General features: G+C 62.8%; 24 protein-coding genes. 7 read left to right on the top strand and 17 right to left on the bottom strand.

Features of this window, described 5'->3' with window-relative positions; translation table 11 throughout:
- Positions 1-5 precede the first annotated feature (5 nt).
- From ACE3PH_RS09065 to ACE3PH_RS09095, 7 genes are all read left to right on the top strand, one after another.
- The gene (locus ACE3PH_RS09065; protein WP_374318082.1) at positions 6-827 is read left to right on the top strand and encodes a CbbQ/NirQ/NorQ/GpvN family protein; all 822 of its coding nucleotides are present in this window, start codon (positions 6-8) and stop codon (positions 825-827) included.
- Positions 805-1776, top strand: a complete 972-nt coding sequence (locus ACE3PH_RS09070; protein ID WP_374318084.1) for a 4Fe-4S binding protein — start codon at positions 805-807, stop codon at positions 1774-1776. Before ACE3PH_RS09065 ends, ACE3PH_RS09070 begins: the two co-directional genes overlap by 23 nt.
- A complete protein-coding gene (locus ACE3PH_RS09075; protein ID WP_374318086.1) occupies positions 1776-3662 on the top strand; it encodes a nitric oxide reductase activation protein NorD in 1887 nt (628 codons plus the stop codon). The genes ACE3PH_RS09070 and ACE3PH_RS09075 overlap by 1 nt, the downstream gene beginning before the upstream one ends.
- Positions 3663-3865: 203 nt before the next feature.
- Entirely contained in the window at positions 3866-4564 is a 699-nt protein-coding gene (locus ACE3PH_RS09080) for a Crp/Fnr family transcriptional regulator (protein ID WP_374318088.1), read from the top strand.
- Between the two features lie 6 nt (positions 4565-4570).
- Complete coding sequence (locus tag ACE3PH_RS09085; protein ID WP_374318090.1) at positions 4571-5872, top strand: NnrS family protein; 1302 nt, start codon at positions 4571-4573, stop codon at positions 5870-5872.
- Positions 5873-5890: 18 nt separating this feature from the next.
- Positions 5891-6472 carry a cytochrome c oxidase subunit 3 family protein gene (locus ACE3PH_RS09090; RefSeq protein WP_374318092.1) on the top strand — a complete coding sequence of 194 codons (582 nt, stop codon included), beginning with the start codon at positions 5891-5893 and terminating at the stop codon, positions 6470-6472.
- An 18-nt stretch (positions 6473-6490) separates the two neighbouring features.
- The gene (locus ACE3PH_RS09095; protein WP_374318094.1) at positions 6491-6775 is read left to right on the top strand and encodes a cytochrome C oxidase subunit IV family protein; all 285 of its coding nucleotides are present in this window, start codon (positions 6491-6493) and stop codon (positions 6773-6775) included.
- On the opposite strand, the gene ACE3PH_RS09100 is transcribed toward ACE3PH_RS09095, so the two are convergent.
- From ACE3PH_RS09100 to ACE3PH_RS09180, 17 genes are all read right to left on the bottom strand, one after another.
- Positions 6762-7469, bottom strand: a complete 708-nt coding sequence (locus tag ACE3PH_RS09100) for an anaerobic ribonucleoside-triphosphate reductase activating protein (RefSeq protein ID WP_374318096.1) — start codon at positions 7467-7469, stop codon at positions 6762-6764. The two genes, ACE3PH_RS09095 and ACE3PH_RS09100, sit on opposite strands and share 14 nt — an antisense overlap.
- Positions 7463-7654 (bottom strand): anaerobic ribonucleoside-triphosphate reductase, encoded by a 192-nt coding sequence (gene nrdD / locus ACE3PH_RS09105; protein WP_374318098.1) that lies wholly within the window; start codon positions 7652-7654, stop codon positions 7463-7465. The genes ACE3PH_RS09100 and nrdD overlap by 7 nt, the downstream gene beginning before the upstream one ends.
- A 48-nt stretch (positions 7655-7702) precedes the next feature.
- Positions 7703-9745, bottom strand: a complete 2043-nt coding sequence (locus tag ACE3PH_RS09110) for a ribonucleoside triphosphate reductase (protein ID WP_374318101.1) — start codon at positions 9743-9745, stop codon at positions 7703-7705.
- Positions 9746-9891: 146 nt separating this feature from the next.
- Positions 9892-11433: a cytochrome D1 domain-containing protein gene (locus tag ACE3PH_RS09115; protein ID WP_374318426.1), complete on the bottom strand. Its 1542-nt coding sequence runs from the start codon at positions 11431-11433 to the stop codon at positions 9892-9894.
- Positions 11434-11491: 58 nt separating this feature from the next.
- Positions 11492-12742, bottom strand: a complete 1251-nt coding sequence (nirJ, locus tag ACE3PH_RS09120) for a heme d1 biosynthesis radical SAM protein NirJ (protein WP_374318103.1) — start codon at positions 12740-12742, stop codon at positions 11492-11494.
- 21 nt (positions 12743-12763) lie between these two features.
- Positions 12764-13246 carry an AsnC family transcriptional regulator gene (locus tag ACE3PH_RS09125; protein ID WP_374318105.1) on the bottom strand — a complete coding sequence of 161 codons (483 nt, stop codon included), beginning with the start codon at positions 13244-13246 and terminating at the stop codon, positions 12764-12766.
- On the bottom strand, positions 13233-13742 hold the full coding sequence (locus ACE3PH_RS09130) for an Lrp/AsnC family transcriptional regulator (protein WP_374318428.1): 510 nt from the start codon (positions 13740-13742) through the stop codon (positions 13233-13235). Before ACE3PH_RS09130 ends, ACE3PH_RS09125 begins: the two co-directional genes overlap by 14 nt.
- A 16-nt stretch (positions 13743-13758) precedes the next feature.
- A complete protein-coding gene (locus ACE3PH_RS09135) occupies positions 13759-14796 on the bottom strand; it encodes an Lrp/AsnC family transcriptional regulator (protein WP_374318107.1) in 1038 nt (345 codons plus the stop codon).
- Positions 14797-15981 (bottom strand): cytochrome D1 domain-containing protein, encoded by a 1185-nt coding sequence (locus ACE3PH_RS09140; RefSeq protein ID WP_374318109.1) that lies wholly within the window; start codon positions 15979-15981, stop codon positions 14797-14799.
- Positions 15978-16361 carry a cytochrome c gene (locus ACE3PH_RS09145; protein WP_374318111.1) on the bottom strand — a complete coding sequence of 128 codons (384 nt, stop codon included), beginning with the start codon at positions 16359-16361 and terminating at the stop codon, positions 15978-15980. The genes ACE3PH_RS09140 and ACE3PH_RS09145 overlap by 4 nt, the downstream gene beginning before the upstream one ends.
- Before the next feature lie 12 nt (positions 16362-16373).
- Positions 16374-16682, bottom strand: a complete 309-nt coding sequence (locus ACE3PH_RS09150) for a c-type cytochrome (protein WP_374318430.1) — start codon at positions 16680-16682, stop codon at positions 16374-16376.
- 24 nt (positions 16683-16706) lie between these two features.
- Positions 16707-18425 (bottom strand): cytochrome D1 domain-containing protein, encoded by a 1719-nt coding sequence (locus ACE3PH_RS09155; RefSeq protein WP_374318113.1) that lies wholly within the window; start codon positions 18423-18425, stop codon positions 16707-16709.
- A 179-nt stretch (positions 18426-18604) separates the two neighbouring features.
- Entirely contained in the window at positions 18605-19384 is a 780-nt protein-coding gene (locus ACE3PH_RS09160; RefSeq protein WP_374318115.1) for an ABC transporter ATP-binding protein, read from the bottom strand.
- Between the two features lie 2 nt (positions 19385-19386).
- A complete protein-coding gene (locus tag ACE3PH_RS09165; RefSeq protein ID WP_374318117.1) occupies positions 19387-20451 on the bottom strand; it encodes a FecCD family ABC transporter permease in 1065 nt (354 codons plus the stop codon).
- Complete coding sequence (locus ACE3PH_RS09170; protein WP_374318119.1) at positions 20448-21050, bottom strand: hypothetical protein; 603 nt, start codon at positions 21048-21050, stop codon at positions 20448-20450. Before ACE3PH_RS09170 ends, ACE3PH_RS09165 begins: the two co-directional genes overlap by 4 nt.
- Before the next feature lie 24 nt (positions 21051-21074).
- Positions 21075-22106, bottom strand: a complete 1032-nt coding sequence (locus ACE3PH_RS09175) for an ABC transporter substrate-binding protein (protein ID WP_374318121.1) — start codon at positions 22104-22106, stop codon at positions 21075-21077.
- 2 nt (positions 22107-22108) lie between these two features.
- Positions 22109-22951, bottom strand: a complete 843-nt coding sequence (locus tag ACE3PH_RS09180) for a substrate-binding domain-containing protein (RefSeq protein ID WP_374318123.1) — start codon at positions 22949-22951, stop codon at positions 22109-22111.
- Between the last annotated feature and the right edge of the window lies 1 nt (position 22952).

The following is a 22952-nucleotide window of genomic DNA, read 5'->3' on the forward strand; positions in this document are numbered from 1 at the left end:
GCAGCATGGACATGCTTCATCCTGATGCGCTGGTGGGGGCCCCGAAGGGGGCTCCCCACTACGTTTCACAAGGCCAGGAATGTGCCCTGTTCGAGCAGGCCTGGCGTTGCCAGTTGCCACTCCTGATCAAAGGGCCCACAGGTTGCGGCAAGACACGCTTTGTCGAGCACATGGCAGCCAGGCTGGGGCGCCCCTTGATCACGGTGTCCTGTCATGATGATCTGAGTGCGGCCGATCTGGTCGGTCGTCATCTGATTGGCCAGGGCAGTACGGTATGGGTCGATGGGCCCTTGGCCCGCGCTGTGCGGGAAGGAGCCATCTGCTACCTGGACGAGGTGGTCGAAGCACGCAAGGACACGACCGTGGTCATGCACCCGCTGGCCGATGACAGGCGAGTGCTGCCCATCGAGCGGACCGGTGAGTTGCTGCAGGCGCCAGCCGAGTTCATGCTCGTCATTTCCTACAACCCGGGCTACCAGAATCTGCTCAAGACCCTCAAGCCCAGTACGCGTCAGCGCTTCGTGTCGCTGACGTTCGATTACCCGCAGCCCTTGATCGAGCGCGACATCGTGTGCAGCGAGGGCGGTGTGTCGCCGGCGATGGCCGAGGGCCTCGTGCGCTTGGCCGGTGCTTTGCGTCGGGTCACAGATCACGACCTGGAGGAAACAGCCAGCACCCGTCTGCTGGTGATGGCAGGTCGGCTGATGGCCGCGGGTGTCGATACCGAGTCCGCCTGTCGTGCGGCCGTGGTCGATGCGCTGACCGACGATCTGGAGACTGCCGCGGCGCTCATGGAGATCGTGCGTGGTGTCATGGCGCAGCCTTGATTTGCAAACGCGCCGGCGGGTCGGGCAGGTGGGCTTCTTCCTGCTCTTCCTGTTGGCCCCGCTATGCAACCTGTTTCGGTTTGATTTGACCGATACCCGCTTGTGGGTGCTGGGCATGCCCTGGTCACTGGGGATTGATGCCCTGATCCATCATGAGGTTTCACCGGCTCAGGCTGCCTGGAGCCTGGTTTGGCGTGGCCTGATGCCCATCGTGCTGGTGGTGACAGTGTTTCTGACCGTTGCCTGGCGGTATGGTCGCCTCTACTGTGGTTGGCTTTGCCCGCATTTTTCGGTTGTCGAGTTGCTCAATGACTTGTTGCACAAGGCCATTGGGAAGTTCAGCCTATGGGACAACCATCGCACCAGCAAGACAGACCGTGCTGGGCACGAGATGAAGCCGGATGCCCGTTGGTGGCCTGTCTTTCTGGTGGCGTGCGTGTCGCTGGGGTTTGCATGGGCCATCACCTTGTTGAGCTACCTGTTGCCACCCTGGCGGCTGTGGAGCCATTTGTGGCATGGCGCCTTGACGCCGGCCGAGGCACGCTTTCTGGTCATCGGTACGGCCGTGTTTTCAACCGAATTCCTGCTTGCGCGCCACCTCTTTTGCCGATTTGGCTGTGCGGTGGGCTTCTTTCAGAGCCTCATGTGGATGGCCAATCCCAAGGGCATGGTCGTGGCATTCCAGCGGGAGCGCGCCCGGGAGTGCCGAACGTGCAACCCGCCAACGGGCTCGGCCTGCGACAACACCTGCCCCATGCGTCTGCATCCCCGCAACATCAAGCGCATGATGTTTTCGTGCGTGCAGTGCGGACAGTGCCTGAGTCAGTGCGCGCAGTCTCAGGATCGGCAGCTTAGAACACCTGTGCTCACTTGGGCGGTGGGTGTCGATGCGGTAAGAGAAACGCTGCGCCAGAAAAAAGCTGCTCAGCGGCCGCACGGAGAAGACTGATGGAAGAGTGGGTTGGTCAGTGGTGGCACCGCATTGCAACGCGCTTGGCAGATCGCAGTCACGCGTCTGCCGCCGTTCGTCTGGATGATGTGCGATCTCAATTGGGTGTCGTATTCAGGGCGTTGGGCGGCTCACCTGAATGGCGCCTGGCAACGGCGTCTGCGCAGCAGCAGGCTGGAGCTCGGTCATTGTTGCAGCGAGTGGCAGGGACAGGCTTGCGTGCCGAGCAGCCCGAGCTCGATGCAGAGACACTGGCCTTGCCGCCGGTGCTGGCCATCTTTCCTGATCAACAGCTCAATCGGGACCTGTATTTCTGGCTGGCGGGCATGGGGGCCGTGAGACTGCAGATGGCGCTGGATGATGCAGTGCAAGGTTCACGCAACGCGCTGTCGCAACACCTTGGTGCCACCCGCAGCTTGTTGCAAAGCTTTCCAGGTTGGTGGCCACGATACCGGCGCCTGGTGCAAGCGCACCTCCATGAGCGCGTGGCACCGCAGACCCGACACAGCCGCCAGGCGGCTAGGCCAGCGCAGTCGGAAAGCATCTTGCGCCAGATTCTGGTGGACTCCGCGCAAGGAGTTTGGCCCCCGGACGATGTGGATGTCGACCTGGGTGGGCTGGCGCCTGTGCCGATGTGGGTGGGGGTGGGGCAGTTGGCTGCAGAGGGCATGTTGTCAGCCGAAACCAGGCAGGGGCACGACGGGGGCGGGTCATCACGGGACATGTCTGCCGATCGCACGCGTCGACGGGCGCAGCAGGCGCGCTCTGATGCCGAGCGCCATGCCTTGATCATGTTCTTCCGGACCGAGTCCCTCCTGTCCTGGTCGGAGTTTGTGAACATCAACCGGCAAACCGATGACGAGGACCTGGCTGACGCACAACAGGTGGCCAACGACATGGACCAGCTCAGCGTGGCGCCGGATGGTCAGACATTGGCTTCACGTGTTCGCTTCGACCTGGACCTGCCCAGTGCCGCGGCAGATGACACTGTCCTGCAGCAAGGCATTCGGTTGCCCGAATGGGATCATCGCAAGCAAGCCTTGTTGCCTGACCGGTGTGGTGTGCAGTTGCTGTTGCCTCGCATCGAGCAGCCGTGGCAACCACCGCCATCACTGCGTGCCACTGCGCATCGCATGCGGCGGCGCCTTGAGAGCCTGAGGGCCTTGCCGCGCTGGGAGCGTGGACATGTGGTTGGCGAGCGGCTGGATGTCGATGCGTGGGTGCGCTGGCAGGCTGAGTGCGGTGCGGGCGGAGATGTTCCCCTGGATGAGCCTCGTGCATTCCTGCGTCCCCGACGTGAAGATCGTAGCCTGGCCACGCTTCTGCTGGCGGATTTGTCCTTGTCCACGGATGCCTGGGCGAGTCAGGATGCCCGTGTCATCGATGTCATCCGTGATGCTCTGTACGTGTTCGGTCAGGCCATGGACGGACTGGGAGACCCCTTCGAGATGCTGGGTTTCAGCTCAGTCCGGAGGGAGCATGTTCGCGTGCATGCGCTCAAGCGTTTCGGTGAGCGGTGGAGCGACGTGAGCAGGGACCGCGTGGGCGCGATCAAGCCGGGCTATTACACCCGCATGGGTGCCGCCATTCGGTATGCCACCCAGGTGCTGGAGACAAGGACGGAGCGTCAGCGCCTGCTGCTGTTGCTGACCGACGGCAAGCCGAATGACCTTGATCACTATGAAGGGCGCTTTGGGCTGGAAGACACACGCCATGCGGTTCAGGCTGCGCGGCGTGCAGGGCTGGTGCCGTTTTGCATCACCATTGATGAGCAGGCTGCCGACTACCTGCCTTTCCTTTTTGGGCAGCGTGGCTATGCACTCGTGCACAAGCCTCAGGACCTGGTGTCTCGCCTCACACAGATCGTGGGACAGCTGTCTGCATGATGGGGCAACCTGACATGATCATTCGCGGCTTTTCAGCATGTCTACAGGGTATGCCCGCGCATAGTTCTTTGGTAGTAGGCCGTTTGGCCAGGGGTGGGTGTCAAGCGCATCCACCGACTGGTGTGGCTTGATCTAACGCAAATCCATGAGGGTGTCGGGTTTCCAGAATCCGCCTCATTCATCTGATTGCCAAGGAGCTCACCATGCGTCTTTCCAGTCTGGATATCCCGTCGTACCTGTCGGTTTTGCCGCTGTTTCACGAGATGCGTCCTGCAGAGCTGGAGCGCATTGCCGATGCCTGTGTGATTCGACGCTGCGCCCGTGGCGACGAGATCTTCCGGGTGGGTGATTCGTGTGATGGCTTTCATGTGGTGATGAGTGGGCAGGTCAAGCTGTACGCGCTGTCGCCGTCCGGCAATGAAAAGGTCATTGAGATCATCAGCCCAGGCAACACTTTTGCGGAAGCGCTGATGTTCACCGGCAAGCCCTATATCGTCAGTGCACAGTCCTTGACTGACAGCGTGGTGATGACGGTGAGGAAGGAGGCTGTGCTGTCTGAAATCGAGCGGGACCCCCGTTTCTCGATGCGCATGCTGGCCGGCATCTCGCGTCGTTTGCATGGGCTGGTTCAGGACGTCGAATCGGCCGCCTTGCACTCCGGCATTCAGCGTGTCATCGGCTACCTCTTGCGCGATCAGGCGATCGACGAGGCCATGCCGGTGCAGGAGACCACGGTGTCCTTGCCTGTGAGCAAGGCCACCATTGCGTCGCTGTTGTCGCTGACACCCGAATACTTCTCGCGCGTCCTGCGCGAACTGGAAGATGGTGGACTGATCGCCATCGACCGCCGCGATATCCGCATCCTCGATGTGCAAGGACTGTCGCGGTATCACCTGCAGTGAGGTCCTATGTCCATTCCCTCTGTCGTGAGCGCGGGCGCCAGCCGAGCCCGACCTGATGCTGTTCGCGTGGCAGCGCCCTGGCGCTTGGGGACCATCATGGCAGCCCCCCATCGACTGGGCTTTCTGGCTGCTGCCCTGGTGATGAGCGCGTCGGCCATCTGGTGGTGTGTGGAGTTGATTCTTCGGCAATTGGGTGCAGGTTCACTGGCTGTGGCCGTGCCTGCCAGCTTCGTGCATGCCGTGCTGATGACCTATGGCTTCATGCCCTTGTTTTTCAGTGGCTTCCTGTTCACAGCAGGGCCGCGGTGGTTGCAGATGCCCGAGGGGGAGGCGAACACGATTCGGCCGGGTGTCATGGCCTTGTTGATGGGGTGGTGTGCCTGGCTGATCGGAGCCCGCTGGCACGCCGGCGTGGCTGCATTGGGTGCGGTGCTGGCGGCGATCGGATGGGGATGGCTGGCGGTGCACTTCAGCCGTCTGGTACGTCAGAGCCCGGCCAGGGACAAGGTGCATGGGACCGTGGTGATGGTGGCATCCTGGGTCGGTGTGGCTGGGCTGCTGCTGACTGCTGCAGGTGTGGCCTTGGGGCGTTTTGACTGTTTGCGCTGGGCGACATGGCTGGGCTTGTGGTGGTTCGTGGTCCCGGTCTATGTGGCTGTGGCCCATCGCATGATTCCTTTTTTCACGGCGGCCGTCGTTCCGGCGCTGGACGCCTGGCGACCCAACTGGTTGCTGTGGTCCATGCTGGCGGCTGCCGGCCTGCAGGGCCTGTGGTTTGTGCTGGATGCTGTGGGGCTGGATGGGACAGGGTGGTCGGTGGTCCGCGCGTTCAGCTCCATCGTCATTGGTGCACTGCTGCTGGCGCTGGCCGTGCGCTGGGGGCTGGTGCAAAGTCTGAGCGTGCGGCTGCTGGCCATGCTGCACATTGGCTTTATGTGGCTGGGCATCACTTTCCTGCTGGATGGGGCCAACGCCATACAGCAGGTCATGGGGCTGACGACGGCCAGCCACCTGGCGGCCTTGCATGCCTTGACGATGGGCTTTCTCGGCAGCGTACTGATTGCCATGGCGACCCGCGTCAGCTGTGGTCATGGTGGACGTACCCTGGCGGCCGACAACATCGCCTGGAGCCTGTTCTGGCTGGTGCAGTTGGCCGTTGTGCTGCGCGTGGCCTCGGCCTGGTGGGGTGCCCATGCCGGTGTGGGTTTGCTGGCAGCTTCCGGGGTCTGGACCACGGCAGTCGTGGGCTGGTCCGTTCGCTATGGTCGCTGGTTTGGCCGGCCGCGTCTGGACGGTCGTCCGGGTTGATGGGGTTGTGCCTGCGTGATGTCTACCGACAACGAGGTTCCTGTTCCGCCGAGGTTGGCGGGTGACTTCGTCATCTGGCTGGTCATCCTGGCTGAGTTGCTGACCTTTGGCATCCTGTTTCTGAGCTTTGCCGTCACACGCGTGCGGCAACCGGCAGTGTTCTCTGCCGCCCAGCAGACGCTGGATTTGCACAGCGGTGTCATCAACACGCTTTTGCTGGTCTCCGGTAGCTGGTGCGTGGCGCGTGCCGTGCAGGCCATCCAGCACGATCTCATCCGTGCCGGAGCGCGCTGGTTGCTTGGTGCCCTGGCTTGTGGCGGCGCCTTCCTGCTGGTCAAGAGCCTGGAATATGCAGCCAAGTTGCACCATGGCATCGACATATCGACCAACGACTTCTACACCCTGTACTTCATCCTCACAGGGTTTCACTTTCTGCACGTGCTGGTGGCCGAGCTGTTTCTGTTGTGGCTGTTCGTGTTCACGGTGCGAGGCCGCTATGGACGCCATGACCACCATGCTCTGGAAAGTGGCGCGGCGTTCTGGCACATGGTCGACCTGTTGTGGATCGTGCTGTTTCCGCTGGTCTATGTGATGAGGTGAGGCATGAGGGAAAAGGACATGCCGATCACAGGCATACGTCGCATCAACGGGGTCTGGCTGGTATTGGTGGCGGCGACGCTGATCACCTATGGTCTGGGTGAAAGCGGTGCATCCGGCCGCATGGGCATGTGGGCGACCCTGTTGATGTTCTCGCTCACCTTGGTGAAGGGCTACCTGATCACGCAGGACTACATGGGCTTGCGACGGGCGCCGCTGATGTGGCGGCTGTTGATCCTGGGGTGGCTGCTTGTCGTGACGGTGTTCATCATCGGGGCCTATGCTGTCGGCCTCATCGCACGGTGACCGACAGGCCTTGAGCCTTGATCCGATCAAGCAGACGGTGCGATACGGCGCTGGCGTCGGCAGCCCAGCTCGCATGGCCGTCACAGGCAGGCCGGAATGTCTGTAAAACCCAGCTGTCCAGGCCTGCTGCAGCGAGTTGCCGAGCCAGTTCGGGCAGGGTGTCGCCTGGGTGCAGACGGGGGTGGTAGGTCGTGCGCACTTCAACGGCCAGTCTGCCAGTGGAGCGGGCAAGGAGTACGGCCTCCAGACTGCGCAGGGCGGGCTGTCCGCTCTGGGGTATGGCGGTGACCTTCTCGTAGTCTGCAAACCCGGCCTTGAGGTCGAAACCGATCCAGTCGATGTGGGGCAGCACCTGGCTCAGGCGATCTGGATAGATGCCGGCGGTATGCAGTCCAACCTTGAGACCCAATGCGCGGACGGCCAACATGGCATCGGGCAATGCGGGGTCAAGGGTGGGCTCACCTCCGCTGAAGACCACCCCGTCGAGCAATCCTTGCCGGCGTGCCAACGTGTGCAGGACATGCGGCCAGTCCGGCACGAGACCAACGGGCACGTTGGCTTCTTGCCGTGGCTGCAACTCGGGGTTGTGGCAGTAATGACAGCGCCAGGGGCAACCTTGTACAAACACCACGGCAGCGAGCTGGTCGGGCCAGTCCGTGGTGCTCAGGGGGGTGAACCCGCCGACTTTCAGCATGTCGATTCAGGTGCCTGCGCAGACGGTTCCTGGAAATACTGGCGCTCGGCGAATTCACCCTTTTTGCCGATGTTGAAGGAGGACACGGGCCGGTGGTAGCCCATGACGCGGGTCCAGATTTCGCAGCGTTGACGTTCCTGCTCGGACAGGATGGGATGGGGTGCAGAGGTGCGAAGCGTATTCATGGAGAACTCCTTTGGTGTGAAACAGGGGTCAGAAGATCGGGCCGGGGCTCAATGAGCGCAACAGCTGTCGGGAGACATGTCGGTCCGCTGTTTTCGAGCCAGAGCTTCTTCGTCGCACAGCGGGCAGAACTCATGCTCGCCGGACAGATAGCCATGGACGGGGCAGATCGAGAAAGTCGGTGTGACCGTGATGTAGGGCAGACGGAAATGGCTCAGCGCTCGGCGAACCAGCTCACGACAGGCCGTGGCCGATGAGACCCGTTCGCCCAGGTACAGATGCAGCACCGTGCCACCCGTGTATTTCGCCTGCAGAGCCTCCTGGCGCTCGAGAGCCTCGAAGGGGTCGTCGCAAAAGCCCACGGGCAGTTGCGACGAGTTGGTGTAGTAAGGCATGTCGCTCGGGCCAGCCTGCAGGATGTCGAAGAAGCGCTTGCGGTCTTCCTTCGCAAAGCGATAGGTGGTCCCTTCGGCCGGTGTGGCTTCCAGGTTATAGAGGTGGCCGGTTTCTTCCTGGATGTCGGCGATGCGTGCGCGGATGTGGTCCAGGAAGCGCAGGGCCAGTGCCACGCCACGTTCGGTGGTGATGTCTTCCCGATCTCCGCTGAAGTTGCGGACCATCTCGTTGATGCCATTGACACCGAGCGTTGAGAAGTGGTTTCGCAAGGTGCCAAGATAGCGCTTGGTGTACGGAAACAGGCCGTTGTCTATGTGCTGCTGGATGACCTTGCGCTTGATTTCCAGGCTGGTCTTGCCCAGCTCGATCAGCTCATCGGTGCGGGCCAGCAGTGCCGCTTCATCCCCTTGATAAAGATAGCCCAGCCGGGCACAGTTGATGGTGACCACACCCAGGGAGCCGGTCTGTTCAGCGGAACCGAACAGACCATTGCCGCGCTTGAGCAGCTCGCGCAGGTCGAGTTGCAGTCGGCAGCACATTGAGCGGATCATGTTGGGCTGCAGATCCGAGTTGAGGAAGTTCTGAAAGTAGGGCAGCCCATATTTGGCGGTCATCTCGAACAGGCGCTCGGTGTTCGGGTGGTCCCAGTCGAAATCACGCGTGATGTTGTAAGTGGGAATCGGGAAGGTGAACGCCCGCCCTTTGGCGTCACCCTGCATCATCACGTCGATATAGGCCTGGTTGATCATGTCCATTTCGGCTTGCAGTTCACCGTAGGCAAAGGGCATTTCCTGCCCGCCGATGACGGGAACCTGTTCCTTCAGGTCCTCAGGGCAGGTCCAGTCGAACGTGAGGTTCGTGAAGGGCGTCTGCGTGCCCCAACGCGAAGGGACATTGAGGTTGTAGACCAACTCCTGGATGCACTGCCGAACCTGGTCGTAATGGAGTTGGTCCTTGCGGATGAAGGGGGCCAGATAGGTGTCGAAGGAGCTGAAGGCTTGCGCACCGGCCCATTCGTTTTGCAGGGTGCCCAGAAAATTGACGATCTGACCGACTGCGCTGGACAGGTGTTTGGCCGGTCCGGCCTCGACCTTGCCTGGTACACCATTCAGGCCTTCGTGCAGCAGGGTCCGCAGTGACCAGCCGGCGCAATACCCGGAGAGCATGTCGAGGTCGTGGATATGGAGGTCGGCTTCGCGATGGGCGTGGCCTATCTCGGGTGGGTAGACATGGTTGAGCCAGTAGTTGGCAATGACCTTGCCGGACACGTTCAGAATCAATCCGCCCAGTGAGTAACCCTGGTTGGCATTGGCGTTGACACGCCAGTCCTGCTGGGAAAGGTATTCGTTGACTGAACGCTCTACATCGACGGCGCAGGCCTTGTCGGCACGAAGGTGGCTGCGCTGCTCGCGGTACACGATGTAGGCCCGTGCTGTGTCGAAGTGACCTGCATCGACCAGGGTGCGTTCGACCTGATCCTGGATCTGCTCGACGGTGGGCACCCGTCGGTGCAGTGCCACGCCAACCTGTCTGGCGAGCTCGCCCGCCTGTGTCTCATCGAACCCACCGGTGGCTTTGCCCGCTCGTGCAATGGCCTGTGTGATCTTGTCGAGCTGGAAGCGGGCAGTGGCACCGTGGCGCTTGATGACCGCCACGGGAAAGGCGTTGCCAGTGGCAATTTCTGGAATGGGTGGCATGCAGGTCTCCTACTAGATGTAGTGTTTGCGTTGGTTGCAAAACGCTAGCGGTAGTGTTCCTGCTTGCTTGGGTGCCTTGGTTGACCCTCGTCAACGGAAATGAAGTGTCCAGATCAGAATAGGGTGCGGCCGGCCATGTCGCCCGATCAATGCGAGGTGCCTTCAGAACGTGTGATCTTGTTGAACACGTTGTACTTGCCAACCGGTTTGCTCATGGGCAGACGCTTGATTTCCTTGAAGGTCGCTGCGTCGTAGACGATCAGTGCACCGTTCATCTCCCAGAGGCTGGCCAGCGCGTAGCGGCCATCCCGTGTGAACTCGATGTGAGCCAGGGTCTGGCCCTCCGGTACCTTCACCTCGGCAACCGATTCGAGCGACGTCTTGTCGATGATGGTGAGCGTGTTGCGTGCCTTGGGGGACATCATCGAATCGGTCCACAGATAGCGGGACCGCTCATGGCTGCGCATGAAGAAGCCTGGGCCTGGTGTCTGGATCTGTTTGATGATGGTCCAGTTCTGCATGTCGATCACGCTGATGAGGCCCTGCTGCAGATTCGGTGTCGCCAGCACCGGCCGTCCCTGGTAGGTAAAGGCGATGCCGGAGCCGAGGTGTGGCATGCCGGGCAAGGGCAGCGTGGCAATCTGTTGACGGGCGTCCAGATTGATGACCTGGGTGACCGGTGGCGCGTCCTTGCTGCCTGGTGTGCGGCCGGCCCCAATCACATGGCGGTATGGTGGGTCGAAGAAGAAGTCATCCAGGGGTTGGCTCAAGGGGGTGCGACGTACGCCCAGGTAGCCCGGCTTGGCAATCGACTCGCCCATGCGGAAGTCATGTACATAGCCGTCGTGGATGGGCTCGGCCTTGGGGTCGTAGGAGATCTCCCACAACTCGGGCAGGTCCTTGAGCGCGACGACAAAGCTGTGGCGCGGTTCTGCGTCATAGACGGCCGACACGCGGGAATTCGCCTTGCCGTCGAGGGTTTGGGCCGGGTAGAGGCGCACCAGATTCAGGTCGCTGTCGAACAGCACCACATTGCCGGGCAGGTAGTTGCCTGCCAGAACCCATTTGCCGTCGCCCGAGACCGCCACATTGCGCATGTTGAGGCCAGCGCGAACCTCGGCGATCACGCGCAGGGTGTAGAGGTCGTATTTGGTGATCCAGCCATCTCGCGAGCCGAAATAGACAAAGCGGCCATCGGGTGAAAACTTCGGGCCACCATGCAGGGCATAGCGGCTGGCGAAGCGGGTGATGACATCGAACTTGTCGCCATCCACAACGGAGACATGGTGGTCACCGCCTTCGACGACGACGAAGAGGTTGAGCGGATCGGCTTTCCACAGGGGGCGGTCACTGGCTGTGGGCAGTTTGTCCGTGAGCGTGTGAGAGGTGCGGATGTCTTGTTCTGACCAGGTCGGTGCAGGAACGACAGGACTGTAGATCCAGTTGGCCAGTTGGTTGATGTCCTCGCTGCTCAGCTTGCCTTCAAAGGCGGGCATCTGGGTGGCGGGTCGACCGTGTGTGATGGTCTGGACAGCGTCGGCCCGCTTGAGTCGCTCCAGACTTTCTGGCAGCAGGGCTGGCCCCATGCCGCCGGTGCGCTGGTTGCCGTGGCAACTGGCGCAATGCTGTTGAAAGAGTGTGGGCGGCAGTGACTCGGCACGGCAGATATCCCAACCCATGGCGAGCATCGCGATGGCGACCAGCAGGCGCCAGATGACATCCGTGTACATGATGAAAACGACCTGATCAGGTCTCGGAAGTGATGGGGATGCGTGGAGACCGCCGCTGTGAGCGGAACGGCGACACGGTGACGCGCTGCGCGGTCGACGTGGCAGCATCGGTCAGACCAATTTCCTGGTCGTCCAGATAGCAGCCTGGGTCTTCCGCCCAGGGATTGCCGGTGACCTGCTCGGCACGTACGCGTGTATTGCCTCCACAGATCGCCAGATGGGTACACCGTGCGCAGCGACCTTCAACCGGACGAGGCTGGCATTTCAGGCCCGCCATCAAGGGTTCGCTTGTGTCTGACCAGATGGCCGAGAACGGGCGTTGCCGGATGTTGCCCAGGCTGTGATGCCACCACATGGTGTCGGGGTGCACTTCGCCCAGGTTGTCGATGTTGGCGATATACAGGCCGGAGGCGTTGCCGCCCCAGGCTTGCAGCCTTGCGCGCAAGGCATCGGTCCACTGCGGCAGTCGGGGCTGCAGCCATTGCAGCAGGTAGGGTGCGTCGGCATCGTTGTTGCCGGTAACGTACTCCTCATCGCGATCAGCCATGGCGGCTTGCCACGCGGTCTCATAGAGCAGGTCCAGGGCCTGTCGGGTTGCGGCAAAGTGGGCGTCCTTGGCGCGATGGATGTTGCCTCGCCCAGCGTAGTTCAGGTGAGAGAAGTAGAACTTGGCGATGCCTTCATCACGCATGAGCTGCAGCAAGGCGGGCAGATCGTGGGCATTCAGCGAGGTCATGGTGAAGCGCAGGCCCAGCTTCACGCCGTGGCCGCGCAGCAGGCGCAGGGCTTGAAGCGATGCATCAAAGGCACCGACTTGTCGGCGGAACTGGTCATGGGTTTCTCTCAGCCCATCCAGGCTGATGCCCACGTAGTCGAAGCCCATGGCAGCGATGCGCTCGGCCATGGGCGCATCGATCAGGGTGCCATTGGTCGACAAGGCGACGTAAAAGCCCATTTCACGGGCGCGTGTGGCGATGTTGAACAGATCGGGGCGCAACAGTGGTTCACCGCCCGAGAGGATGAGCACAGGCACGCGGTAGGCGCGCAGGTCATCCATCACGCTGAATACGTCCTGGGTTGACAGCTCGCCCGGATAGTCGTGATCGGCCGACAAGGCGTAGCAATGCTTGCAGGTCAGGTTGCAGCGCCGGGTCAGGTTCCAGATGACGACGGGGCCCGGCGGGTTGCCATGACGGCGTGGCTGCGGGTAATGCCCTTCGCGCTCAGCCTGTGCCACTTCTCTGAGGTATTGGGAGATGCGAAACACGGTTGACTCCTGTTCTGGGGCTCAATGGGAAGACAGGCGCAGACCTGTTTTCTTGAGAATGGCCGTGCTGTAGAGAATGTCAAAGCCTCGGCAGGCATCGGCCAGCAGGCAATGGATGCGCATCGCCTCGCGTTCGACCTCGTCGTGCGAGTGACCATGCACCATGGCAAACAGGTTGTAAGGCCACAGTGGCAGGGCACGCGGGCGGCGGTAGCAGTGCGATACGGAGGACAGCGCTCCGATCTTGGCGCCCAACTCATCGACTCGCTCATCGTCAACGTCCCATACCGTCATGCCGTTGGCGGTGTAGCCCAGGCGGTAATGGTTGGGTACGGCCCCGATGCGCCGGATCAGCCCCTCGTCCAGCATGCTGGCCAGGCGCTCCCGCACGGCAGCTTCGGTGACGCCGAGCTGCTCTGCTACAGCCGCATAGGGGCGGGGCACCAGGGGCAGGCCGCTCTGCGTGGCGGTGATCAATTGGCGATCGAATTCAGTGAGTGACATCGTGGGCTCCTCTTTGCAGGCTGCGGGCGCGTTCATGCGCGGACAGCGCAGCCTGGGCGCTCAGGCGAAGTTCAACAAAAAACTCCCGCTCTTTCGGGAAGGCATAGACCTTCAGTCCGGTCGCGGTTTCGATCGCTTCGCAAGCTTGCGCCACCTTGGACGGGGTTTCGCCGGCCAGCACGAACCACATGTTGAGCTGGTGTGTGCGCCGATAGTTGTGTGCCACCGCTGGCAGCGCATTGACGATGGCGGCGATGCGATCGAACTCGCTGTCTGGCACCGCCAGGGCTGCCAGCATGAACTGACCACCCGCGCGCTCGATCTGGAAGAGTGGCCCGAAGCGTGTCAGCAACCCCACGTCGAGCAGACGCTGCAGCCGTTGCAGGACCTCGTCTTCGCTCAGCCCCACATCGATGCCCACCTCGGCGAAGGGGCGTTCGGTGAGGGGCAGGCCGCCGTGCAGGCGGTCAATGAGCATGGCGTCGGTGGCATCCATCCAGGCGGATGAGCGGTCATGCGGTGTGGACACAACTGGCCTCCTTGTTGGCTACGCTGCCCGGTTGACGGAAGTACCGGCCACCCGTTTGCTTGAATCGCTGGCCGCTGAAAAGTGATTGCCGTGGGTGATGAGCCAGGCCAGCCAGGTTGACCGCCGAGTCAATGACTTGCGATACGGCCTGGCGGCATTGGCCATGCACCATGAAATAGAGGTTGAACCGCCATTGCGGGTGGCGCTGGCGCCGGTAGCACAGGGTGACGCCTGCTTGGGCGGCCAGGCGTCGTCCCGCGTCATCTACTTCGTCGTCCGGCACGTCGATGACCGTCATGGCATTGGCGCGGATGCCGAGGTCGTGATGGCGCACGATGGCGCCAAAGCGGCGCAAGGTTCCCTGGTCAGACCAGCGACGCAGGGTATCGATCACACGGGCATGAGGCCACTGCAATTGGGTGGCCCACCACTGATACGGATGAGACACCATCGGCAAGCCGTGTTCGACGAGGGCGGCGAGCTGCCGCTCGTTTTCTGCCACGGGTTGTGCCTTGTGATGGGTGCAGGGCAGATGTTCCGCCGGGTGGGTGGGTACCGAGGTCTGGCGCAGGTCAAAGCCCAGGTCGATGCGATAGGGGCGCACCATCGGCAGACGCAAGGCGATCAGACCCGACAGGTGTTCGATGTGATCAACCTGTGCGTGGATGTCGACGCGATCGAGGCCGGTGACGACGAACCACAGGTTGTAGTGGTGCTCGCGTTCATAGTTGTGGTTGACGCCGTCCTGTGAATTGACCATGACGGCCACTTCTTCGAGGCGTTGGGCTGGGACGGCCAGTGCACAGAGCATCGCTGCACCGCCGGCTCCGGCCCCCCAGATGCCGCCTATGCGGCTGATGCTGCCTTCGTCGATCAGCGTGCGATACGTGGCGAGGACCAGCGATTCGCTGGAGCCGCACTCGTGGGCGATGTCCGCAAAGGGAGCTTCGCTGAGCGGGAAATCACGCTGCCAGTCATTCAACAGCATCTGGTCCAGCGATGGGCGGTCAGACAGGTCCATTCAAAACCCCATGCGTGCAGCACGACTGGTGAAAAAGACGCCGCTGGGAGAGGGCAGCGACAGCGTGGCGGTGGTGTCCAGCGTGGCGGTGTCGATCACCGATACGAGGTTGGCATCCCGCGAAGAAATCCAGACGGCTTCGCCCCGTGGCGTGAATTCCATGTGCAGCACGGCCTTGCCGGGCTCCAGGGTGCGAATGACCTGCCGTGATGGCACATCAATCACTTGCACACGGTGGTAGTCGGGCACAGCAAAATTGACCCAGACCTGACGTCCGTCCGGTCGGGCCATCACAAAAACAGGCTGTCCGGCGACCGGAACGCGGCCGACTTCGGTCCAGGTGTCGGTGTCGACGATGAGGACCTCATGGCGGCCGATGGCCGGCAACCAGGCTTGATGCCCGGCTACGGCCCAGCCCCTCAGGTGGGGCATCTTGTAGACCGGAAGGGGGTCCTGGCCGCGGCCATAGCCTTGCAGGATCTTGCGCGCACGGGGCTGTGCATCCCACAGGTCGATCAAGGCGAGGCCGTCTTCGCCGAACAAACCGGCGATGTAATAGCGGCCGTCCGGGGTGACCAGGGCGTCGTAGGGTTGCTTGCCGATGTCCTTGAAGATCTGGATGCGCGGATGGGCCGGGTCCTGGCTGAGGTCGGCGACCCAGATCTGGTTCGCATCAAACAGCGAAAAAATGAAGCGCTGACCGGGTAGATCTGCCAGCCCGACCACACGTGACAGTTTGCCGGTCTCGTATGCTGCGGGGATGTCTGCCACCAGTCTCAGCGTGGCAGCGTCGAACACCTTGACGCCGCCGGGCTCATAGTTTTGCGCCGCAACGTAGCGCCCGTCCTGCGAAATGGCGCCACCGATGCTGTTGCCTGCTTGCAGGGTTCGGGCTTCGATCTGATGGGTCAGGAGGTTGACCTTGGTGAGGCCGCCATCGCGCCCGAACACAAAGGCGTGACCGCCGTCGCGAGAGAACACCACCGAGGCGTGAGAGAGGTCGCCGAGACCGGGAACTTCTGCCAGCACGGTGCGCTGGGTGGTGTTGATGACCGCCACGGTGCCGTTGGCCCGCTCAATGACCACGCCCAGGTCACCGGTTCCATCCGTGCGTGGAGCGAGTGTGCTGCATGCGGACAGGGTCCAGCAGATCGCCAAGGTGGTGAGTCGTGTCCACAAGCTCATGGTCGGCTCTCTTCAGGAAAACCACGTTGGAGCTGTGATGCGATCCAGCGTGCGTCAGATTCGTTGAGCATGGTCTGCCAGCCCGGCATCGGCGTACCCGGACGTCCGTGCAGGATGGTGGCCACCAGCGTGTCAATTGGCAGTTCACGCATGCGCTCAGGCGTCAGGGGGGAGCCCAGGCCGCCTGTCAGCTTCATGCCGTGACAGGAGCCGCAGTCCTGGCGCACCACGTGCACCAATTCCTGCTGGCGAGATGAAGAAGGCTGCCCCAGTTCTGGGGCAGCCTGGGCCGGTGCCCGGACGGCACCGGCGAGCGCAACCACCAGCACGGTGCACCGCATGAGGCGATGCCGCAGGATGGGGGAGCGCTCAGAGGGCATGGCCAGGTCCGATCAGGACTTCAGCACCCATTCCACAGCTGCCTTCAGGTCCGCATCATTGATTTTCTCGGGACCATTGGCTGGCATGGGGATGGGACCCCAGACGCCGGAACCACCCTTGCGCACTTTCTCAGTGAGCTTGGTCACGGCGTCCTTGTCACCCTTGTACTTGGCGGCCACATCCTTGAATGCCGGGCCGAGGATCTTCTTGTCCTTGGCGTGACAGGCCATGCAGCCGGCCTTGTTCATGGCATCTTCAGGGGCGGCCAGGGCGGTGGTGGCCGCCACGGCCAGACTGCTCAGAATCAGCAATTGCTTGATCATGTCGAGACTCCTTTGCCTTGATCAGTAGATGTCGTGCTGGGTGTTGTTCACGTTGAAGTGACCGGTCGGGGTGATCAGGTTGGGGTCCTTGATCACGGTCTTGAGCTTCAGCGTCTTGTCATCCACCACGACCACGGCCGATTGCTTGTCCTTGGCCGACCACACGGCAAACCAGACTTCATCGCCCGCCTTGTTGTATTCAGGCTGGACCACACGCATGGCGCCACCGTCCTTGATGCCGGTCCACTCGGCGATTGGCAGCACCGTGAAGCCCTTGTCGAGGTGCTTGATGTCATAGACGGCCACGCTGTGCGATACGTTCGGATCCGGGTTCAGCGGGTTGTCGACATACAGGTGGTTCGACTTCGGATGGCTCTTGATGAAGAGCGACCCACCACCCTGGCTCTTGAGGGTGTCCACCATCTTCCAGGCGTACTGCTTGTGCTTGACCGGATCGGTACCGATCAGGGCAATGCTGTCGTCACCCAGGTGGCCCGTTGCCCAGACCGGGCCGTACTTCGGGTGAACGAAGTTGGCACCCCGACCTGGGTGAGGGATCTTGCCCACGTCGATCAGGGCTGCGAGCTTGCCTTCCTTCAGGTCAACCGCTGCAATCTTGTTGGATTGGTTGGCAGCAACCATGAAGTAGCGGTGAGTCGAGTCCAGGCCACCGTCGTGCAGGAAGCGGGCGGTACCGATTTCAGTGGTCTTCAGTGCGTTGATGTCGGAGTAGTCAACCAGCAGGGTCTTGCCGGTTTCCTTCACGTTCACCACGAACTCAGGCTTGAAGTGCGAGGCCACGATCGAGGCCACGCGGGGCTCGGGGTGGTATTCCTGCTTGTCCACTGTCATGCCGCGGGTCGACACGATCTTCAGGGGCTCGAGGGTGTCACCCTTCATGATGGTGTACTGAGGCGGCCAGTAGCTGCCGGCAATGGCAAGCTTGTCTTCGTAGCCCTTGTACTTGGATGTGTCCACCGAGCGGGCTTCCAGACCGACGCGGATTTCGGCCACGTTGTCAGGCTTTTCCATCCACAGGTCGATCATGTTGATCTTGGCGTCACGCCCGATCACATAGAGATAGCGACCCGATGCCGACGTGCGCGAGATGTGCACGGCGTAGCCGGTCTTGACGATGTTGATGATCTTCTTGGTGTCGCCGTCGATCAGCGCCACTTCACCGGCATCACGCAGCGTGGTCGAGAAGATGTTGGCAATGTTGTAGTTGTTCATCTTCTTGGTCGGCCGCTTTTCGGGCGGGATGATGACCTTCCAGGTGGCCTTCATCTGATCCATGCCGAATTCGGGCGGCTGCGGAGGATCCTGCTGGATGTAGCGCGCCATCAGGTCGACTTCCTGCTCGGACAGTTCGCCCGAGGTCTGCCAGTTCGGCATGCCGGCTGGCGAGCCGTAGGCGATGAAGACCTTCAGGTAATCGGTGCCCTTGGTCAGGGTGATGTCAGGGGTCAGTGGCTTGCCCGTGGCACCTTTGCGCAGCACGCCGTGACAGCCGGCGCAGCGTTGGAAGTAGATGTTGCGTGCCTTGTCAAATTCGGCCTGTGTCATCGGAGGCGCCTTGGGATTGGTGCTCTGATACATCGGCTCGTTGATGAGGGGGGATGTACCTCCCTCCTGGTACTTCATGTCTGGCGAAAAGGCTTTTTTGTCTTCAGCCTGTGCGCCCAATGCCAGGGCTGCCAGCAAGGCAGCGGCCAGTCTGGCCATGCGCGGAGTGCTCATGTGGTATCTCCATTTTTGATGGGAGCCAGGGACAGTGGGCTCCCGACCAGCCGTTCTGAAATGTCTCGGCGAGACACGCGCCAAGGGCGGCGGGATACCCTTGTCGAATGCCTGGGTATGGTCAAACTGGAGAGTTCCCCTGTCCTTGAAGCAGTTCAAGAATCAGAGGGGTGTGGCGATCAGGCGTCGGGGGCGCTGTGCTGATGGACCAGGGCGGTGCGGCCATCAGGCAGGATCACCACATCGGCCCCAACCCCATAGAGGGAGGTGAGCAGCTCATTGGTGAGCACCCGCTCTGGCGTGTCATCCCGGCGAATCTGACCTTCCTGCAGTACGATCACCCGCGTTGAGCCCAGCAGGGCGTGCTCGGGGTGGTGGGTGCTCTTGATGATGGCGTAGCCCTCCCGGGCCAGTTCCCGGAGCAGGCTCAGCAGGCGCATCTGGTGGCCGTAGTCCAATCCGGACACCGGTTCGTCCATGACCAGGATGCGGGCGCCTTGTGCGAGCGCCCGGGCGATCAGGGCCAGTTGCCGTTCGCCCCCCGAGATGTCGGTGTAAGGCCGCTGGGCCAGGTGCACGATGCCCAGGCGCTGCAGTGCGGCTTGCACGGCTTGTCGGTCTGCCCATTGGCTGGCCTGCAGCAACCCACGGTGCGCCAGTCGCCCCAGCGTCACCACCTCTTGCACAGTGTAAGGGAAGGGTGCCTGATGAGCCTGGGGTACATAGGCCAGTGCCTGGGCCAGTTGTCGTCGGCCGATGCTGCCAATGGGGGTGCCGTCGAGCGTGACTTGGCCTTGGTCCGGGCGGATGAGCCCCAGCAACAGGCGCAGCAAGGTGCTCTTGCCCGCACCATTGGCTCCGAGCAGCGATACCACTTCACCCGCTGCGAGGTGGAAGCTGACCCCCTTCAGAACGGAGCGGCCGCCGTAGCGGAAATGCAGCTGGTGGGCATGCAGCATGGTCAGACCCAGGCGCGTCGGGCCCGGCTCAGAATCAGGATGAAAACCGGGATGCCCAGCAACTCGGTGACGATGCCGATCGGCACTTCGGTGGTGGCCAGTGTGCGCGACAGCGCATCGGCCCCAAGCAGAAACAGGGCACCCAGGGCCACGCACAGTGGCAGCAGGCGGGCATTGCCCGGGCCTGCCAGCAGGCGCGCCATGTGCGGCACGATCAGGCCGACCCAGCCGATCATGCCGGCCAGCGAGACGGTGAGAGCCGAGGCCAGGGTGGCGGCCGCGATGAGGGTGTAGCGCAATGGGCGAACCGGTATGCCCAGAGTGTGCGCTTCCTCGTCGCCCATGGTCAGGGCATCCAGCGCCTTGCCGAACAGGCACATCATGAGCGTCGACACCAGCATGGGCCACGCCACCCAGCGCAACTGCTGGAGGTCGGCCACCGCCAGGCTGCCCATCAGCCAGTACACGATGGCGGGCAGCTGGTTGTAGGGGTCGGCCACGTACTTCACGCAGGCCAGCAGCGAAGAAAACAGGGCTGAAGCCAGGATGCCGCCGAGGACGAGCAGCACCAGCCCCCCTTGCCGGAAGGTGCCGGCAATGCCCAGGGCCATGAGCACCGCGGCAATGCCCATGCCAAAAGCCATCGTCTGTACCAGCCACCACGGCAGGGCCAGCAAGATGCCCAGGGCGGCGCCAAAGGCCGAACCTGCGAGCACGCCCAGCAGGCCGGGGGACACCAGTGGGTTGCGGAACACGGCCTGGAATGTGGCGCCGGATGCGGACAGCGCGGCCCCGACCAGGGCGGCTGCCAGCACGCGTGGCAGACGGATCTGCACCAGCAGGTTGTGCAGCAGCGCGTACTGGTCTGCCGGCATGTCGGCCAGCCCGACACTGCTTGCCAGGAAACGCAGGATGTCGCTGACCGCGACGGGGTAGCGGCCCAGCCCCAGAGCCAGCACCATGGCGGCGCACACCAGGCTTGCCAGCCAGACGGACCACAGCCATGGCGACCATGTGCTGCAGCCCGCCAGACCAGCTTGCAGGGGCAGGGGGCGGCTGGCGCTCACGCCGCAGCCCGGATGTGCATGGCACTGTAGGGATAGCGCCGGGGCTGCTCCTTGGTGGTGCGGCGGTTGATCATGCGGATGGACATGGCCTCAAGCCAGGCCCAGTATTCCTCGCGCACTTCAGCGGGGAAGTTCAGGTCTTCCAGGGTGGACCACAGGGCCTTCAGCCATGACTCGCGCGCGGACTCATCGATCGTGAAAGGGAAGTGGCGGGTGCGCATGCAGGTGTGGCCTTGCGCTTCGGTGTAGCGGCTGGGACCGCCGCAGGCTTCGACCACGAAATCGGCAATCCGTTCGACCACCTTGTCGAAGGTGGCGTTGTCGCGAGGGAAGAGGTCGCCGATATCAGGCAAGCGGCGCAGGCGTTCGTGGTGCTCTCGAACCACGGACCGCAGCAGGGGCTCGCCCGTGATCAGGATGACGCGGTTGCTGGGAAACGGCACGGGCGGGAAGTCCATGTCGTGACCGCCATGCACCCAGCGGCGCTGCTCGCTGACCTGCAGGGCTTCCTTGAGACAGTGCACCACGGGCTCGCCCTCGGGGACGGGGGCGTCGGCGCGCTGGTGGGAACAGGCTGCATTGGCTTGGGCTTGGCACATGGTGACCTCCGGTTGGCGTGGGTTTCAGGGGTGGGGCATGAGTGCCTGCAAGGCAGCCTGGTCCAGGTCGACATGCAGGAAGAGTTGATAGAAACGGCGTGTTTCGGCGGGCAGATCGATGGTGGGGGCCGCCTGCGGATAGAAGACCTGTGACAGCCACTGGATGCCCAGTGCACGCATGGCAGAGGGCGGGCGGTCCAGCCAGTTCATCGGCCAGTGCGGTACCGCATAGACGCGGCCTTTCTGAACCGCTTCGATCTGCTGCCAGCGCGGGTCTTTCAGCACGGTGGCCGCGAACTGGGGGTCTTGCGCGACGATGACCTGCGGGTTGGCCGCGATGACCTGTTCCAGGCTGATGGCTTCCATGCCCATGTGGGTGCTGGGTTCGCAGCGGTAGATGTTGTAGCCGCCTGCCAGCTCGATGGCCTCGGTGTGGAAGGACCGGTGGCAGTCGGTGTTCAGCCCTGCGGGTCCCTCTGCGTAGTACACCCGCACCTTGTCCTTGTCGCTCAGGCGGGCCGTCTTGGCGAGGGTGCGGGCCAGAGCCTGCTCGATATAGGCAGCCTGTCTGCTGGCCTGGGCGGTATCTATGCCCAGGGCGCGGGCCGTGAAGCGCATGGCGGCGGGCCAGTCTGCCAGGGTGTCGAGCTTGACGAACAACACCGGTATGCGCAGCCGGGCGAAGAAGTGCTCGACCATGGCGGGGTCAACCAGTGGACTTTGCCAGGCCAGCACCACCTGAGGGCGGGCAGCCAGCACCGTTTCGGCATCGGCTGTGCGGCCCATGCCATACACACCGCCCAGCACGGGCTTCTGTGTGAGACCGGGCGGCAGATAACGGCCAGCCTGGGGCTCGAATGCCAGGTTCCAGCCGACGACGGTCTGGGGTGCCACCATGGTCAGCAGCACGCTCAAGGGTGGGGCAGAGCCCCAGACGCGCTCGATGCGCTCCGGGATCTCGACCTGTCGGCCAGCCATGTCGGTGACGACACGGGCGTGGGCCACGGACAGGAGGCTCCATGCAAGACACAGTGCAGACAGCAGCAGACGCGGCATGCTCATTCTCCGGAGGGGTAAAGGTCGGGGGTTTGACTCAAGGGCTGCAACCAGGGGCCGCCCGCGTCCTGATCGGCCTGTACCAGCGCGGCCTGGCCTGCAGCACTGACGAGGTACTGCGCCAGACGGGCCGCCCGCTGCCGCTGCACGCGGCTGGCCGGGTGGCGTGGTCCGGGCTCGAGGATCACGTACATGCGCTGCATGAGTGGGTCACCATGCAGCAGCACGTCCAGGCCCGCATCCGGAATGCGGCCAAAGCGCACGGGGATGTAGCCCACGATGGCATAGGCGCCTTGCTGCGCGGCGGTCACCAGCACCTGTTGCGGTTTTGCTGACTCATCGGGCCACTGTTGGCGCGCGCCCGGTCGGATGCCGGCACGCTTCCACAAGCGTTGGGCAATCGTGAAGCTGCCGGGGTCGCGGAAGGCCAGCAGCGGCGCATCGGCTGCGGCAATGCGGCGCATCGCATCGGTGCCGTCTGTGGCCTGTCGCACACCAGCCGGGTCGTCATGGGGGCCGACGATGGCAAAGCCGTTGAGGGCCCAGGGGCGCAGCGGCCCAGACAGACCATGGCCCGCCAGGAAGAAGGCCTCGTCGCTGCCATGGATCAGCAGCAGATCGGCGTCACCGCGGGCGAAAGCCGGCACCACGCCGTCTTTGGGCGCGGCCATCACCGTGCTGATGTGCAGGTGAGTGGCCTGTTGTGCGCGTTCGACCAGGCGCGGCCAGACGCCAGCCAGCACAGGCCCGCCGACGATGGCCACGCGCACGGTCTGATCAGCCCGCACGACGGTCGCACAACACAGGGCGAGGACCAGCAAGGCTCGGCAAGTGGCATGCCACATG

The organism is Aquabacterium sp., from assembly GCF_041909175.1.
Classification (GTDB): Bacteria; Pseudomonadota; Gammaproteobacteria; order Burkholderiales; family Burkholderiaceae_C; genus Aquabacterium.

Bases quoted from the DNA above. Each gene is read 5' to 3' on its own strand.
- ACE3PH_RS09065 (WP_374318082.1), top strand. From the start codon at position 6: ATGGACATGCTTCATCCTGATGCGCTGGTGGGGGCCCCGAAGGGGGCT.
- ACE3PH_RS09075 (WP_374318086.1), top strand. From the start codon at position 1,776: ATGGAAGAGTGGGTTGGTCAGTGGTGGCACCGCATTGCAACGCGCTTG.
- ACE3PH_RS09080 (WP_374318088.1), top strand. From the start codon at position 3,866: ATGCGTCTTTCCAGTCTGGATATCCCGTCGTACCTGTCGGTTTTGCCG.
- ACE3PH_RS09085 (WP_374318090.1), top strand. From the start codon at position 4,571: ATGTCCATTCCCTCTGTCGTGAGCGCGGGCGCCAGCCGAGCCCGACCT.
- ACE3PH_RS09090 (WP_374318092.1), top strand. From the start codon at position 5,891: ATGTCTACCGACAACGAGGTTCCTGTTCCGCCGAGGTTGGCGGGTGAC.
- ACE3PH_RS09095 (WP_374318094.1), top strand. From the start codon at position 6,491: ATGCCGATCACAGGCATACGTCGCATCAACGGGGTCTGGCTGGTATTG.
- ACE3PH_RS09100 (WP_374318096.1), bottom strand. From the start codon at position 7,469: ATGCTGAAAGTCGGCGGGTTCACCCCCCTGAGCACCACGGACTGGCCC.
- nrdD (WP_374318098.1), bottom strand. From the start codon at position 7,654: ATGAATACGCTTCGCACCTCTGCACCCCATCCCATCCTGTCCGAGCAG.
- ACE3PH_RS09110 (WP_374318101.1), bottom strand. From the start codon at position 9,745: ATGCCACCCATTCCAGAAATTGCCACTGGCAACGCCTTTCCCGTGGCG.
- ACE3PH_RS09115 (WP_374318426.1), bottom strand. From the start codon at position 11,433: ATGCTCGCCATGGGTTGGGATATCTGCCGTGCCGAGTCACTGCCGCCC.
- ACE3PH_RS09125 (WP_374318105.1), bottom strand. From the start codon at position 13,246: ATGTCACTCACTGAATTCGATCGCCAATTGATCACCGCCACGCAGAGC.
- ACE3PH_RS09130 (WP_374318428.1), bottom strand. From the start codon at position 13,742: ATGGATGCCACCGACGCCATGCTCATTGACCGCCTGCACGGCGGCCTG.
- ACE3PH_RS09135 (WP_374318107.1), bottom strand. From the start codon at position 14,796: ATGGACCTGTCTGACCGCCCATCGCTGGACCAGATGCTGTTGAATGAC.
- ACE3PH_RS09140 (WP_374318109.1), bottom strand. From the start codon at position 15,981: ATGAGCTTGTGGACACGACTCACCACCTTGGCGATCTGCTGGACCCTG.
- ACE3PH_RS09145 (WP_374318111.1), bottom strand. From the start codon at position 16,361: ATGCCCTCTGAGCGCTCCCCCATCCTGCGGCATCGCCTCATGCGGTGC.
- ACE3PH_RS09155 (WP_374318113.1), bottom strand. From the start codon at position 18,425: ATGAGCACTCCGCGCATGGCCAGACTGGCCGCTGCCTTGCTGGCAGCC.
- ACE3PH_RS09160 (WP_374318115.1), bottom strand. From the start codon at position 19,384: ATGCTGCATGCCCACCAGCTGCATTTCCGCTACGGCGGCCGCTCCGTT.
- ACE3PH_RS09170 (WP_374318119.1), bottom strand. From the start codon at position 21,050: ATGTGCCAAGCCCAAGCCAATGCAGCCTGTTCCCACCAGCGCGCCGAC.
- ACE3PH_RS09175 (WP_374318121.1), bottom strand. From the start codon at position 22,106: ATGCCGCGTCTGCTGCTGTCTGCACTGTGTCTTGCATGGAGCCTCCTG.
- ACE3PH_RS09180 (WP_374318123.1), bottom strand. From the start codon at position 22,951: ATGTGGCATGCCACTTGCCGAGCCTTGCTGGTCCTCGCCCTGTGTTGT.